This window comes from Streptomyces sp. CHD11, from assembly GCF_018638295.1.
Classification (GTDB): Bacteria; Actinomycetota; Actinomycetes; order Streptomycetales; family Streptomycetaceae; genus Streptomyces.
The window spans coordinates 394,438-408,799 of record NZ_JABTTS010000003.1 but is presented as its reverse complement, the minus strand read 5'-3'; the positions used below and the strand labels follow the sequence as shown (position 1 = coordinate 408,799).

Annotated in this window: 16 protein-coding genes; 4 read left to right on the top strand and 12 right to left on the bottom strand. The window is 72.2% G+C overall.

Annotation, left to right across the window (positions count from 1 at the left end; genetic code table 11):
- Nucleotides 1–107 precede the first annotated feature (107 nt).
- The 3 genes from HTV45_RS05425 to HTV45_RS05415 all read right to left on the bottom strand — a co-directional run bounded on the left by HTV45_RS05425 (nucleotide 108) and on the right by HTV45_RS05415 (nucleotide 3,109).
- Entirely contained in the window at nucleotides 108–1,301 is a 1,194-nt protein-coding gene (locus HTV45_RS05425; protein WP_215204487.1) for an aromatic acid exporter family protein, read from the bottom strand.
- 72 nt (nucleotides 1,302–1,373) lie between these two features.
- A complete protein-coding gene (locus HTV45_RS05420; protein WP_215204425.1) occupies nucleotides 1,374–2,030 on the bottom strand; it encodes an HAD family hydrolase in 657 nt (218 codons plus the stop codon).
- A 38-nt stretch (nucleotides 2,031–2,068) separates the two neighbouring features.
- Nucleotides 2,069–3,109 carry a PHP domain-containing protein gene (locus HTV45_RS05415; protein ID WP_215204424.1) on the bottom strand — a complete coding sequence of 347 codons (1,041 nt, stop codon included), beginning with the start codon at nucleotides 3,107–3,109 and terminating at the stop codon, nucleotides 2,069–2,071.
- Between the two features lie 180 nt (nucleotides 3,110–3,289).
- On the opposite strand from HTV45_RS05415, the gene HTV45_RS05410 reads away from it, so the two are divergent.
- Nucleotides 3,290–3,565 (top strand): hypothetical protein, encoded by a 276-nt coding sequence (locus HTV45_RS05410; RefSeq protein WP_215204423.1) that lies wholly within the window; start codon nucleotides 3,290–3,292, stop codon nucleotides 3,563–3,565.
- Nucleotides 3,566–3,629: 64 nt separating this feature from the next.
- Here HTV45_RS05410 and HTV45_RS05405 read toward each other — a convergent pair whose 3' ends face one another.
- The 3 genes from HTV45_RS05405 to HTV45_RS05395 all read right to left on the bottom strand — a co-directional run bounded on the left by HTV45_RS05405 (nucleotide 3,630) and on the right by HTV45_RS05395 (nucleotide 5,367).
- On the bottom strand, nucleotides 3,630–4,106 hold the full coding sequence (locus HTV45_RS05405) for a VanZ family protein (protein ID WP_215204422.1): 477 nt from the start codon (nucleotides 4,104–4,106) through the stop codon (nucleotides 3,630–3,632).
- Nucleotides 4,107–4,165: 59 nt separating this feature from the next.
- A complete protein-coding gene (locus HTV45_RS05400; RefSeq protein WP_215204421.1) occupies nucleotides 4,166–4,828 on the bottom strand; it encodes a DUF4230 domain-containing protein in 663 nt (220 codons plus the stop codon).
- 146 nt (nucleotides 4,829–4,974) lie between these two features.
- Nucleotides 4,975–5,367, bottom strand: a complete 393-nt coding sequence (locus HTV45_RS05395; protein ID WP_215204420.1) for an anti-sigma factor antagonist — start codon at nucleotides 5,365–5,367, stop codon at nucleotides 4,975–4,977.
- 245 nt (nucleotides 5,368–5,612) lie between these two features.
- Between HTV45_RS05395 and HTV45_RS05390 the strand changes: the two genes are divergently transcribed.
- Nucleotides 5,613–6,005: a VOC family protein gene (locus tag HTV45_RS05390; protein WP_215204419.1), complete on the top strand. Its 393-nt coding sequence runs from the start codon at nucleotides 5,613–5,615 to the stop codon at nucleotides 6,003–6,005.
- 9 nt (nucleotides 6,006–6,014) lie between these two features.
- Here HTV45_RS05390 and HTV45_RS05385 read toward each other — a convergent pair whose 3' ends face one another.
- Both HTV45_RS05385 and HTV45_RS05380 read right to left on the bottom strand, forming a co-directional pair.
- A complete protein-coding gene (locus HTV45_RS05385; RefSeq protein ID WP_215204418.1) occupies nucleotides 6,015–6,326 on the bottom strand; it encodes a DUF4235 domain-containing protein in 312 nt (103 codons plus the stop codon).
- Between the two features lie 93 nt (nucleotides 6,327–6,419).
- Nucleotides 6,420–7,445: a glutathione S-transferase family protein gene (locus HTV45_RS05380; RefSeq protein WP_215204486.1), complete on the bottom strand. Its 1,026-nt coding sequence runs from the start codon at nucleotides 7,443–7,445 to the stop codon at nucleotides 6,420–6,422.
- Between the two features lie 100 nt (nucleotides 7,446–7,545).
- Here HTV45_RS05380 and HTV45_RS05375 point away from each other — a divergent pair, with 100 nt between their 5' ends.
- Complete coding sequence (locus tag HTV45_RS05375; protein ID WP_308309161.1) at nucleotides 7,546–8,511, top strand: cation diffusion facilitator family transporter; 966 nt, start codon at nucleotides 7,546–7,548, stop codon at nucleotides 8,509–8,511.
- An 89-nt stretch (nucleotides 8,512–8,600) separates the two neighbouring features.
- Here the strand turns inward: HTV45_RS05375 and HTV45_RS05370 are convergent, their stop codons facing one another.
- A complete protein-coding gene (locus HTV45_RS05370) occupies nucleotides 8,601–9,050 on the bottom strand; it encodes a nitroreductase family deazaflavin-dependent oxidoreductase (protein WP_215204417.1) in 450 nt (149 codons plus the stop codon).
- Between the two features lie 208 nt (nucleotides 9,051–9,258).
- On the opposite strand from HTV45_RS05370, the gene HTV45_RS05365 reads away from it, so the two are divergent.
- Nucleotides 9,259–9,783, top strand: coding sequence for a flavoprotein (locus HTV45_RS05365; RefSeq protein WP_215204416.1), 525 nt, complete (start codon nucleotides 9,259–9,261; stop codon nucleotides 9,781–9,783).
- 39 nt (nucleotides 9,784–9,822) lie between these two features.
- Here the strand turns inward: HTV45_RS05365 and HTV45_RS05360 are convergent, their stop codons facing one another.
- From HTV45_RS05360 to HTV45_RS05350, 3 genes are all read right to left on the bottom strand, one after another.
- Nucleotides 9,823–10,503 (bottom strand): response regulator transcription factor, encoded by a 681-nt coding sequence (locus HTV45_RS05360; RefSeq protein WP_215204415.1) that lies wholly within the window; start codon nucleotides 10,501–10,503, stop codon nucleotides 9,823–9,825.
- Nucleotides 10,500–11,765, bottom strand: coding sequence for a sensor histidine kinase (locus tag HTV45_RS05355; protein ID WP_215204414.1), 1,266 nt, complete (start codon nucleotides 11,763–11,765; stop codon nucleotides 10,500–10,502). Before HTV45_RS05355 ends, HTV45_RS05360 begins: the two co-directional genes overlap by 4 nt.
- Before the next feature lie 111 nt (nucleotides 11,766–11,876).
- Nucleotides 11,877–14,096 (bottom strand): MMPL family transporter, encoded by a 2,220-nt coding sequence (locus HTV45_RS05350; protein ID WP_215204413.1) that lies wholly within the window; start codon nucleotides 14,094–14,096, stop codon nucleotides 11,877–11,879.
- Nucleotides 14,097–14,362: the final 266 nt, after the last annotated feature.

Genomic DNA, 14,362 nt, shown 5'->3' with positions numbered 1-14,362 from the left:
GCGAATGGTGAGGCCCGGGGACACTGTCCCATCCGCACCCACGTCCTGTTCAACGGCCGGCCCCCTCCGGCTGTTCCGCCTCCGGCCGTCTTCGCGCGTGAGGTGTGTCACCGGCCCTGCCCGCCACCGTCCAGTTCGGCCCAGAGGTTCTCCGCCTGGAGCAGCAGCGTGCCCAGGACGGCCGCCCGCGCGGCGTCCCGTCCGGCGTGCTCCCGCAGTCCCTCCTGGAGCCTCTCGTGCAGTTCCCGCATCACCGCCTCCGTCCGCTCGTCCAGCAGCGGATCCGCCCGCTCCCCGCTGCCCGTCAGCCGGTCCGCGTCCGCCCGGCAGCCGTCGCCGAGCAGCTCCAGCAGTTCCGCGTAGCAGCGCAGCACCGCCGTGTCCGGTGCCGCGGGCGTGCGCTCCTCGTCCGCGGCCACCGCCAGGCCGCGGGTCAGCGCCGTGAGATGCCCGGCGACCCGGCTGAAGCGCTGGTCCTCCTCCGGCGGTGGCAGGGCCTCGGTCGGCGCCCGGTGCAGGCTGCGCAGGATGCCCGAGGTCAGCCGCAGGCTCTCCCTGCTCCACCCGCGTGCCGAGCGCAACGCCTCCAGGCGGTCCTGGAGCCGCGCCGAGGCCTGCACCCAGCCGGCGGCCGTCTGCGCGTCCCACTCGCCCTCCCGCAGGTCCCCGGCCAGGCTGTGCAGCACATCGCCGCTCTCCCGGGCCAGCGCCGCCAGGTTCTCCCTGACGTCCCGCAGATGCACCGGCGGCAGGACGAACGCGTTCACGGCGATCCCGATGACCGCGCCCAGCGCCGCCTGCCCCAGCCGGTGCCCGACGGCGGCTGCGCTCACCGTTCCGGTGGCGATGGTGAACACCGCCGTGGTCGCGGCGTAGATGCCCTGGTCGCCGAAGCGCGGCCAGTTCGACAACAGCACCAGTACCGGCACGGACAGCGCGAGGGCGCCCGTCGTGTCGCCGGTGACCGCCTGTGCCCCCGAGGCCACCAGCGCGCCCACACAGATCGCGGCGAACTGGCGGACTCCCTGCACGATCGAGCTGTAGACGGTGGCCTGCACCAGGACCAGCGCCACCCAGGGCGCCATCAGGGCCATGGGATCGCCGAGCCAGACCTGGGCCAGCAGCCACGCCAGCAGGGCCGCGGCGGCGGCCTTCAGCGACTGGACGACGAGGTCCCGTTCCCGCCCGGGTCCCCGCCAGGCGGCCCGTGCCGCCCGGCCGGCGGACCGGACGTCCCAGCGCACCGCCTCCCGCGCCCGAGCCACCGCGGTACCCCGCCCCTCGGCCTCACCGCGCCGCATCACTTCTCCCGTACCTGCCATGCCCTGCGGGTATCCCGTTCGCACGGCACTTCATGCCCTGCGCGTGGCACCTCATGCCAGGAGACCGTCCGGGAGCGACGCCAGGAGGTGGGCCGGATCGTCGTAGACCGCGTCCGCGCCGGCCGCCTCCAGATCGGCGCGCGGAATACCGCCGCACAGCACGCCCACGCAGCGCACCCCCGCGCGGCTGCCCGCCCGCATGTCCCACACCGTGTCGCCGACGAACACCGCGCGCTCCGCCGGCGCCCCGGCCAGCTCCAGGGCGTGCTCGACGGGCTCCGGCGCGGGTTTCCCCTCCTCGACGTCGTCGGCGCTCGCGGTCGCGCCGATCGCGTCGTCGGCGTCGATCGCCCGGCGCAGCGCGCTCAGTTCCGCACCGCCGGCCGAAGTGGCCAGGACCACGGTCCAGCCCTCCCCGTGCAGCCGCCTCAGCAGCCGGCCGGCGTCCGGCAGGGCGGGCAGCCGGTCGAAGTACTGCCCGTACAGCGCCTTGTGGGCGGCGCTGAGCTCCGCGTCGCGGCCGGTGTCCCGGTCCTCGCCCAGCAGGTGGGCGATCAGGGCGGAGGAGGGCAGTCCCACGGCCCGGTGGACGGCGTGCATCGGCACCCGGTGGCCCGCCTGGCGGAACGCCTCCCACCAGGCCGTCACATGCAGATGATTGGTGTCGACCAGAGTGCCGTCCACATCGAACACGGCCGCCCGTTCCATACGCTGTCCTTCCTCCGGGAGCGGACACGGGTACCACCTCAGCCGTCCGCCACTCCGGCGGGCACCCGCCGCTCGCGGGCCCACGCCAGCAGCTCGTCCAGCGGCCATGTGGTGACCACCCGCTCCGGCGGCACCCCGCACTCCTGCGCGCGGGCGCAGCCGAGGATGCCCCAGTCCAGCTGGCCCGGCGCGTGCGCGTCGGTGTCGACGGAGAACAGCACACCCGCCTCCACCGCCTGGCGCAGCAGCCGTCGCGGCGGGTCGAGCCGCTCGGGCCTGCTGTTGATCTCCAGGGCGGTGCCGGTCTCCGCGCAGGCCGCGAACACCTCGGCGGCGTCGAACTCCGACGGGGGCCGGGCGCGTCCGGTCAGCAGCCGGCCGGTGCAGTGGCCGAGGATGTCGGAGCGCGGGTCGCGCACCGCGGCCACCATCCGGCGGGTCATCGACCGGGAGTCCATCCGTAGCCTGGAGTGGACCGACACCACCACGACGTCCAGCCGGTCCAGCAACTCGGGCTCCTGGTCGAGGGACCCGTCCTCGAGGATGTCGCACTCGATTCCGGTCAGCAGCCGGAACGGCGCCCAGGTCTCGTTGAGCTCCGCCACCACGTCCAGCTGCTCGCGCAGCCGGCCGGCCAACAGCCCGCGGGCCACGGTCAGCCGGGGTGAGTGGTCCGTCAGCCCCGCCCACTCGTGGCCCAGCGCAGCGGCGGTCCGGCCCATCTCCTCGATCGGGCTCCCGCCGTCCGACCAGTCGGAGTGCAGATGGCAGTCCCCGCGCAGCAGCTCCCGCAACCGCTGCCCCTGCCGGTCCGCGGGCTCCCGGCCCGCCTCGTCCTCCAGCTTGCGCAGATAGCCGGGCCGGTCCCCGGCCAGCGCCTCGCGCGCCACCTGCGCGGTCTTCGGCCCGACACCTCTGAGTCCCTCGAGCGTCCCGGCCTCCGCCCGCGCGCGCACCTCGTCCGCTCCCAGCTCCGACAGGGTCCGCGCCGCGGTGCGGAAGGCACGGACGCGGTACGTCGGAGCCAGGGACCGCTCCAGCAGGAAGGCGATCCGCTCCAGCGCCTCGACGGGGTCCATCGCCACCTCCTCGCTCCAGGGTTCCCCAGCGCGGGACGGGCCGCACGGCGGAGACGGGACCGGTTCCTCCGTCCCCGGCCGTACGGGTACCGGCGCATCCGGGGAGCGGGCCGGCGGCGGCTTTGCGCCGGTTCGCGCACGGACGCCGCGTTCACCCGGTTTGCGCTCTACCCTCGATGCATGACCGAAAGCGCGAGCCCGTACATGTCGAACCCGCGGATCACGGTGCTCGGGGTGCAGCCCGGGACCCCGCCGTTCCGGATCGTGCAGATCGACGGACAGGTGGTCGGTGAGGCCCGGACGATCACCGACGTGCTGCAGGCCGCCGCAGCGTTCGGGATCACCGTCCACGACCTGGACGATCCGGACACGGTCCGCTGGGTGGGCGGGGACAAGCTCACCTGGACCCCGCGCCACTCCGCACGGGCCGCCGAGAAACAGGACGAGCGGCCCTGACACCCGGGGTGCCCCGTGGCCGTCCCGGCGGCTGCCCCCCCCCGCCGGCCGGTGAAGGGAGGGGTCAGGCCGGTGACTTCCGGGCGTGCACGGTCCGGCTGAGGCGCCGGCCCACGAGCAGATAGCCGAGGAGAGCTCCGCCGGTGTTCAGGATGACGTCGTCGACGTCGAAGGCGCGTCCGGTCACCAGGAAGCCCTGGGCGACCTCGACCAGCAGCATCACCACGGCCGTCAGTACCAGCACCCGCAGGAATCCGCGGGTGCGCGGCGCGACGACCGGCGCGAGGACGCCGAAGGGCACGCCCAGCAGGATGTTGCCGCCGATCTGACGCACCGCGTCGCGCAGTGCGGGCTGGTCGAGATAGGCCCGCAGTGACCGGCCGGGACGCAGGTTGGTGTGGGTCAGTGCCTCCGAGGCGGGGGAGGGCTGCAGGGTGAGCCGGGCCAGCACCACCGCGAAGACCACCATGAACACGACGGCGCACAGCAGCACCAGCAGCCGCACGGGGAGGGGGAGCGGACGTGCGGCGGCGCGGGCCATGGGTCCTCCTGGTTGGCAACTTCCTTCTGAGGTAAGCCGGTTACCCCTGTCAGGGGTTGTCAGTCGCCGTAGGTGACCCGCACCTTCTCGAAGCCCAGGGAGCGCAGCAGGCCTTCGAGCATCTCGGTGGTGTTGGTCTCGGCCCGGGTGGTGAGTCCGCTCTCCTTCGCCGCGTCGCCGATGTGCCGCACCGCGAGCTTCTGCACGGCCTGTTCGCTGTTGGGATTGTCGGAGAAGAAGTCGCCGAGCCGGTCGAGCAGCCCTCGCTGCCTGGAGACGGCGTACGAGCGCTCCGGGTTCAACGCCGGTGTCCCCAGGCGTGCGTGGGGCAGCCGCAGCGTGGCGGACGTACGCTCGTCGTCGACCCGCACATCGCCCTGGCCCAGCCTGCCGAGGTCGACGTAGGCGTCCACGGTGCCCGCGCCGACGTACAGCGTGCGGCTGCCGCGGACCGCGTCGGGCAGGAACTTGGCGTCCTTCTCCAGGTCGACCACGACCTGGAAGTTGCCCGTGGCGGCGTCGTAGCGGCTGATGTCCTGGATGGACTCCAGGAGAGCGGGTCCGGAGCGGTCCCGGGTCTCGGTGCCGAACAGGTCCTTCAGTCCCGGCAGCACACTCATACGGATTCCGGCGAACAGCACGGCCAGCAGCAGGACCACCGAGCCGACCACTTTCACCCATCCGGGGACGCGGCCGGCCGGTTTCCTCGTGGGAGTCGTCATGGCGACGGCCCTCCTTCCTGAAGTCCGGATGCCCTTCGGCCGGGCGGGCAGACAGGGAAGTCGAGGAATCGAGGCCGCACCGGAAGCACGGAGGGGGCGCACTGAGGGGCGCCCGCACGCGGAACCGCCGGCGGGCCGAGGCGCCGTCAGGCGGGACCGGAGGCGGATTCCGGCTGCTCCGCCGCCGCGGCCAGGGCGGCGTCCAGGGTCGGCCACGGGGGCAGCAGGCGGGACAGGCCGGTGATGCGGAGCATGCGCAGGGTCAGCGGATGGGCGCAGACGAGGCGCAGGCCGCCCGGCCCGTCCGCCGTCCGGTGCCGGGCCCGGTACAGCAGGCGCAGTCCGGAGCAGTCGAAGAATTCGACCCCGGTCAGGTCGATCACGACCCGGGCGTCCGCTTCGGCGGTCGCCACGTCGAGATGCGGGACCATCTCCTCGGCCGCGGCGATGTCGATCTCACCGCGGAACTCCAGCACCGTGTGTCCCCGGACCTGGCGGACGCTGAGGTGCCGGGTCGGCGGTGCCGGTTCGTACCGCACGACGCCATCGCCTCCATACTGCTCCGTGCAACGGGGAAGTGGATCGGTCCAACACCGGTCCCGTCCCTGCAAGTTACCTTCGGTCGAGCGAATCTGAGCATGTTCGATTGACATATGTCTTCGAATTGCGACCAAGTTTCTTCGTGTCTCCTCCGTGCCGGGGGCCGACTGAAACCGGCGAGCCGGGACAGGTGTCACGTACGGCACGGGGCAGCAGCGCCCCGTGCAGGGACCCCGGAGGAGACATGGCACTGGTGACGACGGGTGTGGTGGTGCTCGACTGCGCCGAGCCCGAGAAACTCGCCGCGTTCTACAAGGAGTTGCTGGAGGCCGACGAGGTCGGGTCCAACGCCAACCGAGTGGAGATCCGGGCCGCCGACGGCTTCCGTCTGGCGCTGCGCCGCGATGTCAACGTGACCGCGCCCAGCTGGCCCCGCCCGGAGAACTCCCTCCAGGCACACGTGGAGTTCGTGGTGGAGGATCTGGACGCGGTGGAACGCCTGATCGTGAGCCTCGGGGGCCGCCCGACGGAGACGGGCGACCCCGCGAGGCCCAATGACGTGCGCGGCTACGCCGACCCGGCGGGCCATTCCTTCACCGTCCGCCGGGGCCTCCCGACGGCGCCGAAGCAGGGCTGACCGGCCCGGTCAGTCGCGGCCGCCCTTGTCCGGGACCGGCCAGGTGCCCGTGGAGCGTTCGATCGCCTTGGCGCCCGCACGGTCCACGGCACTGCGCACCACCGCGAAGATGGCGCCCTGGATGGCCGCGGCCAGCAGGATCTCCCCCCAGCGGCGGTCCCGGTCCAGCGCGTCCGGCGCGTTGTCCTCGTGCCGGATCACCTTCCAGGTCTTCTGGAAGGCCATCCCCGCCAGGGTGCCGCTGGTCCAGCCCAGCGCGAACCCGATGGGCTTGTACGCGAGGGGCATCTTCTGCTTGGCCTTCTTGCTCTTCTTCGCCACGTGGATCTCCCAGGTCGGTGTCGGTTCTGGTCGGTGAAGGGTTCGTCGGGTCGTGGTGTTACGGGGCTCCGGGGCCGTCAGGCCGGGTGCGGGTCAGGGACGGCTGTGCGCCGGGACCTCCTCGCCGGCCCGGACCGGCCCCGGCGGCGTGCCGTCCCCGAAGGGCCGGCCGCCCAGCTCCTCACGGTGATGGGGCGTGGTCCACCCGGACAGATCGGGGCCGAGGGGCACGATGCCGGACGGATTGATACCGGTGTGCACCCGGTAGTAGTGCTGTTTGATGTGGTCGAAGTCCACGGTGTCGCCGAAACCGGGCGTCTGGTACAGGTCACGGACGTAACCCCACAGCACCCGGTTCTCGGCCAGCTTCCACCGGTTGCACTTGAAGTGGCCGTGATACACCGCGTCGAACCGCACCAGCGTGGTGAACAGCCGGATGTCCGCCTCGGTGATGGTGTCACCGACCAGGTACCGCTGCCCCTCCAATCGCTCCGCCAGCAGTTCCAGGCGCCGGAACAGGGCCGTGCACGCGGCCTCGTACTCCTCCTGGTCCGTGGCGAAGCCCGCCCGGTACACGCCGTTGTTGACGTCCTGGAAGACGTCGTCCATGACCGCGTCGATCTCCTCGCGCCGCGCCGGCGGATACAGATCCGGCGCCCCGTCGCGGTGCAGGGCCGTCCACTCGGTGGCGAGGTCCAGGGTGATCTGCTGGTAGTCGTTGGTGACCAGCTTCCCGCTGGGCACGTCCACGATCGCCGGCACACTCACCCCGCCCGGATAGCCCGTCTCCCGACGGTCGTAGGCCTCGCTCAGACAGCGGATGCCCAGCACCGGGTCGCGGCCGTCCGGATCCAGGGTGAAGCGCCAGCTCCGGTCGTCCTGCACCGGGTCCGTGACGGCCAGGGACAGCGCGTCCTCGAGACCGAGCAGGCGCCGGGACACCAGGGCCCGGCTCGCCCACGGACAGGCCCGGCTCACGATCAGCCGGTAGCGCCCCGCCTCCACGGGCGGGCCGTCCCGGCCGTCCGCGGTGATCCGGTCCGCGAAGTGGGCCCTGGACCTCTTGAACTTCTTCCTGCCGTACGCACTGTTGCCGCCGCCCCCGTCGTCGGGGCCCATGATGCTCTCCTCGTCGCCGTTCGGATGTCCCTTCACCGCGTTCCCCGTTTTCCGCCGACGGCACGGTGTGTGCTGGGCCGACCGGGGCAATCGGCCGAAGGTGACTACTCGATCGGATCGCAGAACCCGGATCACCGTGCTGGTGGCGCTCGCCGCCAATCTGGTGATCGCCGTCGCCAAGGCCGTCGGCGGACTGGCCGCGGCCTCCCCCGCCTTGCTGTCGGAAGCGGCGCACTCGGTCGCCGACAGCCTGAACGAGGTGTTCCTGCTGGCCGCGCTGCGCCGCAGCAGGCGCCCGGCCGACCGCCGTCACCCGTTCGGCTACGGCAAGGAGCGCTTCTTCTGGTCCCTGCTCGCGGCCGTCGGCATTTTCGTGATGGGAGGCTGCTTCTCCTTCTACCAGGGTGTCGAGGCCTTCAGGAACGGCGGCGGGGAGGACCTGAACGGCTATGTCGCCGGACTGGTCGTGCTCGGTATCGCCCTGCTCGCCGAGGGCGGTTCCCTGCTGCGCGCCCTGTACCAGGTGCGCCGGCAGGGAGGCATGGGCAGCGGACTGCGGGATCCGGCACTGCGCACGGTGGTCGCCGAGGACGGCACCGCGGTGGTGGGAGTCACCCTCGCCATCGCGGGCATGGCGCTGCACATGATCACCGGGCAGGTGGTGTGGGAGGCGTCCGCCTCGCTCGCCATCGGGGCGCTGCTGGTCTATGTCGCCTTCCGGCTCGGACGCGAGGCTCGTGACCAGCTGATCGGCGAGGCCGCCGATCCGGAGGCGAGCGCGCGCATCCGGGAGCTGCTGCGGGCACAGCCCGAGATCGACAGTGTCGAGGCGCTCCTCACCATGAAGACCGGCCTGGACACGGTACTGGTGGCCGCCCGCGTCGATCTGATGCCCGGACTGGACAGCGAGCGGGTGGAGCTGGTCGCCGTACGCATCAAGCGGTCCATCGCCCGTACGGTCCCCGAGGCGGACCAGATCTTCCTCGACGTCACCGAGCGGGGCTCCCCGGAGGCGTGCGAGGCATGGGAAAGCCCCGCCGCGACGGGGGAACGCGGCGGGGCCTGACCCACGGGTGCCCGGCGCCGGTGGCTTCATGCGCACCGAGGCGAAGGATTCACCTCCGACGCCCGGTCCGCCGGCCACCGGACCCTCCGTCAGTCCCGGTCGTCGCGTTCCAGCACGAAGACGGGAATCTCACGGTCCGTCTTCTCCTGGTACTCGGCGTACATGGGGAAGGCCGCGACGGCGCGCTTCCACCATTCCGCCTTCTCCTCGCCGGTGACCTCACGGGCCGTCATGTCCCACCTGGACGGCCCGTCCTGCAGTTCGACGTGCGGGTCGGCCTTGAGGTTGTGGTACCAGACCGGGTGCCGGGGAGCTCCGCCCAGCGAGGCCACCGCCGCGTAGCGGCCCTCGTGTTCCACCCGCATCACCGGGGACTTGCGCAGTTTGCCGCTCCTGGCACCCCGGCTGGTCAGCACCACGACGGGCATCCCCGTGTCCTGCAGGGTCGTCCCCTCCGTGCCCCCGGAACTCTCGTACAGCTCCACCTGCTCGCGCACCCACCGCGTCGGACTGGGTTCGTACTCGCCTTGCAGAGGCATGGCATCCTTCCCGTCGTTCTCGCGTACTGCCGCAGAGTCGATCACTGCCGCAACACCCTCGCACACGGAGTTCGTCCCGTCGTCATGAGCGCGGCGGACGCGGGGGAGGACAGCGGCATCGCAAGTGCGCGGGTGTTCATGGCGGGATCCCGGCGCCCGCGCCGCGGGAGGGGCGATCGGGGTTTCCGCCGGTGACTACGGTGTACGGGTGACCGACAAGCCCTTCCTCTACGTCGTGGTCTGCGCCGCCGGTGTCGCCGCGGACGTCAGCCGGCTGATCGACCGCGCACAGGAACGGAACTGGGAGGTCGGTGTCATCGCGACCCCGGTCGCCAGGGACGGCTTCTTCGACGCCGCCGCCGTCGCGGCGCAGACCGGCCGCCCGATCAGATCGGCTTGGCGCACCCCGGGCGAGCCGCGCCCCTTTCCCGCCCCCGACGCCGTGGTGGTCGCGCCGGCCACCTTCAACACCATCAACAAATGGGCGGCGGGTGTCGCGGACACCCTCGCCCTCGGCACCCTGTGCGAGGCCGCCGGTCTGGGAGTGCCGATCGCCGTCCTGCCGTGCGTCGCCGGCGCGCTGGCCGCCCACCCCGCCTACCGGGACAGCCTCACCCGGCTGCGCGGGATGGGTGTGCGCTTCGGTGACCCGTACGAGGGCGATCCGGAACCGGACGGCACGCGACCGGAGTTCGGCTGGGGGAAGGCACTGGACCTGCTGCGACGGGACTGACGCGCGTTCCGTCGGCTTCCACCGGTGCGCCTGCGCGGGTCAGGGCGTGGTCGGGGTCACCTGCACCAGGCCGGTCTGGTAGGCGATGACCACCAGTTGGGCGCGGTCGCGGGCGCCCAGTTTCGCCATCGCGCGGTAGATATGAGTGCGTACCGTCAGCGGACTGAGGGTGAGTGCCTCGGCGATCTGGGTGTTGGACCTGCCCGCGGCGGCCATGGCCATCGTCTCGCGTTCTCGGGCGGTGAGTTCCGACAGCCGCTGTGCGGACACGAGCTGTGTGCCGAGGGACGGTGTCATCAGGAAGTTCGCGATGAGGGTACGGGTGGCGGCGGGGGACAGGAGTGCCTCGCCGGAGGCCACCGTCCGCAGACCGGCCAGCAGCGTGTCGGTGGTGACGTCCTTGCCGAGGAAGCCGCTGGCACCGGCGTGCAGGGCACGGGCGACGTACTCCTCCGTCTCGAAGGTGGTCAGGATGAGGACGCGGGTGGCGGACAGGTCAGGGTCGGCGCAGATGGCGGACGTGGCGGCGAGACCGTCCGTGCCCGGCATACGGATGTCCATGAGGACGATGTCGGGGCGGTGGGCGCGGGCCAGGTCCACCGCCTCCGCGCCGTCGGAGGCCTCACCGACCACGGTCATGTCCGCGCAGGAGTCGATCAGCATCCGGAACGTCGCCCGTAGCAGGGTCTGGTCGTCGGCGAGCAGCACCGTGATGGTCATGCTGGTTCTCCTGTCGGATGCTCTGTGGTGTCCGGCGCCGCGTCGGGGGTGGCGGGCGGGAACGGCAGGCCGGCCGTGACTTCGAAGCCCCCGCCCGGGCGGGGGCCCGCGCGGAGAGTGCCGCCGACGCTGTGGGCTCGCTCGCGCATGCCCATGATGCCGAATCCCCGGCCCGGCCCGGCCGCGGCCGCGTCGCTCGCGCCGGACGGCTTGTCGTCGGTGACCGTGATCAGCAGTCGGGACTCCTCGTAGTCGAGACGCACGTGCGCCGCGTCCGCGGCGGCGTGCTTGGTGGTGTTGGTGAGCGCCTCCTGCACGATCCGGAACGCGGTCAGGTCCACCCCGGAGGTGAGCGGGCGGGGCTCGCCCGTCGTGGCGACCGTGACGGTCAGCCCCACGGACGCACACGTCGCGACCAGCTCGGGCAGGAGAGCGAGTCCCGGAGAGGGGCCCAGCGGCGCGGAGTCCGGGCCGCCGTCGTGGCGCAGCAGCCCCAGCGTGGCTTTGAGCTCGCGCAGTGCGGAGGACGTGGTGTCGGTCAGGCTGGTGAGGATCTTCTTCGTCCGGGGCGGATCGGTGAGCGCGAAGTGGGCGGCCGTGCCCGCCTGGGCGTTGGCCAGGGCCAGGTGATGAGCCACGACGTCGTGCAGTTCGCGGGCGATGCGCATGCGTTCTTCGGTGACGCGCAGCCGTGCCTCCTCCTCCCTGGTCCGCTCGGCGTGCTCGGCGCGGGCCTGCACAGACGCCACATAGGCGCGGCGCAGCCTGGTCATGCTCCCGGCGGCGAGCGGCAGCAGCAGCCAGAAGCAGTAGCCGATGGACCGGGGCACGGGCGACGAGGCGTAGGTGGGGTCGAAGAGCGCTGACGCGGCCATCAGCGCCGCCGCGGTGGTGGCGCTGTGCAGGCGTGCGGTCCTGAGGCCGGTGTGCGTGGTCAGCCAGTACATCGCCGCCATGACGGGGGCCAGCAGCAGAGGGGTCAGCACGTACCCCAGCGCGGTGACGACCACGATGCACACCGCGTTCACGACGGCGACCGTCCGCGGGCGGCTCCGGTGTGCGAACAGGACGAGGCACGAGACGCCCATGACGATCAGCACGGGGGTGTCCCGCTGAGGCGGAGCGGCGCCGGGCCTGGTGAGACCGCTGCCCACGATCGCGCAGGCCATGAGTACCAGCACCAGGACCGTGTCGACGACGCGCGGATGGCGGTCGGCGTACCGCTCGAAACGGTCGGTACAGCGCTCAGGGCTGGTTCTCATACGGTTCTCCGTCGGTGCTTCGGAACATGTGCCGCCGTCCGCCCTCACGGACGGTCGCCGGGGCCACCCGTGTAGTCCAACACGAGTGGCCCCGGCCGCGGGGAAGCGATGTCAGGTGCGGGAGACCTCCCGGCCGGCCGGCGACCCGGCCGATGGCGGATCCGCCGCGGCGGGCCGCTGGTCCAGCGCCTCGCCCTCCACGTCGACGCGGGGCAGCAGTCTGTCCAGCCGGCCGGGCAGCCACCAGGCCCGGTGGCCGAGGAGGGCGAGGACGGCGGGGACGATCGCCATCCGTACGACGAAGGCGTCGAACAGGATGGCCGCGGCGAGTCCGAACCCGATGATCTTGATCATGGAGTCGCTCTCGCTGATGAATCCGGCGAAGACCGCGACCATGATCAGCGCGGCCGCGGCGACGACCCGGGCGCTGTGCCGGAATCCGCTGACGACCGCCTCGTGAGGCGATGCGCCGTGGACGTACGCCTCGCGCACCCGGGAGACGAGGAAGACCTCGTAGTCCATCGCCAGGCCGAAGACGATACCCACGAGGAAGATCGGCATCAGGCTCATGACCGGGCCGGTGTGCTCCGCTCCCAGCAGTTCGGCGCCGTGGCCCTGCTGGAAGACGAGGACGACCACGCCCAGCGAGGCCAGCACCGACAGCAGGTATCCGAGGGCCGCCTTCAACGGGACCAGCAGGGACCGGAAGACCAGCATCAGCAGGACGATCGCGAGGCCCACGACGACGATCAGGTAGGGGAGCAGAGCGGACTGCACCTTCCCGGCGATGTCGATGTCGACCGCGGTGGTGCCGGTGACGGCGAACGTCGCCCCGGTCCGGGACTCGATCGCGGGCCGGTCGTCCCGGATGGACGTGACCAGGTCCCGGGTCCTCTCGTCGGTCGGCGCCGTGGACGGCACGGCCTGGAAGACAGCCGTGTCACCCGCCTCGTTGAAGCGGGCCGGGGAGACGGAGACGACCCCCTCGGTGTCACCGATGCGCTGGGTGACGGACTCGACGGCGTCCTTCGCGCCGGTGGCGCCCCGGGCGTCGACGACGATGGTCAGGGGTCCGTTGAAGCCCGGCCCGAACGCGTCGGCCAGTGCGTCGTAGGCGCGGCGCTCGGTGGTGGAGACCGGCTTTGCCTCGTCCCCGGGGTTGCCCAGCCGCAGGTCCATGGCCGGCAGGGCGAGGGCCCCCAGCCCCGCCACGCCCGCCAGCAGCACGGGCAGCGGACGCCGCAGCACGAAACGCGCCCAGCGGGTGCCCCAGTTGTCCGGGGTGCTCCGCTCCCCGGTCCGGCCGCCCTCGCGGTCCCGCCGCGTGAGCACGGCGTCCGGCCAGAAGCCGAGGAACGCCGGGACCAGGGTCAGGGCGATCAGTACCGCGACGGTGACCGCACCGGCCGCGGCCAGGCCCATCCTGGTGAGCATCGGGATCCCGACGACCGACAGTCCGGCCAGGGCGATGACCACGGTGAGCCCGGCGAACACCACCGCGGACCCGGCCGTGCCGACCGCCAGCCCGGCGGCCTCCTGCGGCGCACGGCCCCGGGCGCGCTCCTCACGGTAGCGGGAGACGACGAACAGGGCGTAGTCGATGCCGACCGCGAGACCCAGCATCATCGCCAGGATGCTCGTCGTCGCGGACAGGTCCAGCGCGTGGGCCAGTGCCAGGATGCCTGCCAGGCTGACCCCGACGCCGATCAGGGCGGTCAGCAGCGGCAGGCCTGCCGCCGCGAGCGAACCGAAGGTGACCAGCAGGACGAGGGCGGCCACGGCCACACCGATCAGTTCGGCCGTGCCGCCCGGCCCGCCGCCCGAGTCCAGGGCCTTGCCGCCCACCTCGACGGTCAGCCCCGCATCCTGGGCGCGGTGGACGGCCCCCTCCAGCCGGCTCCTGTCGGCATCGGTGAGTTCCTTGGCCCCGACACCGTAGGTGACCGTCGCGTACGCCGTCCGGCCGTCCTGGCTCAGCGACTTCGACCGGAACGGGTCGGACGCGCTCACGACCCGTGGGCCGTCGGCCAGGGAAGCCACGGCCTCCTCTACGGCCCGCTTGTTCCCGGGAGCGGTGATCTGCTCCCCGCGCGGGGCGACGAACACCATGCGGGCGGTCGCACCGTCGGCGGCGGTTCCGGGGAAACGCCGCTCCATCAGGTCGAACGCCTGCTGGGACTCGATGCCCGGCATGGAGAACCCCTTGTCGGAAGCCTCCGGAGCCCTGAGTGCGCTGAGTCCGGTGAAGGCCAGGACGGCCGCCCAGACCAGAACGATGTACCAACGGTGCCGAAAGGCCAGACGGCCCGTTCGGTGAAGAAATATGGCCACGGCAGGAGGTCTCCCCATGGGGTGCTGGTTGTCCGCCCAGCCTCTCGGGACGCGGGCCGCCGTGTCGTCGTACGCCTGCTGGCAGTTGCCGCTACTGAGAACGTAGTAGGGACCTGCGGGGCGCACGGCCGTGCGGTCGGTTCGGTAGCTCACCTTCCGGTGCGGCGAGGCGGCTGCCCGCCCGGGGTGGTGACCGCCGAACCGCCCTGCACTGCGCGGGAGTTGACTCCGCACCCTCGTCACCGACCACCCCGCCACGGACCTGC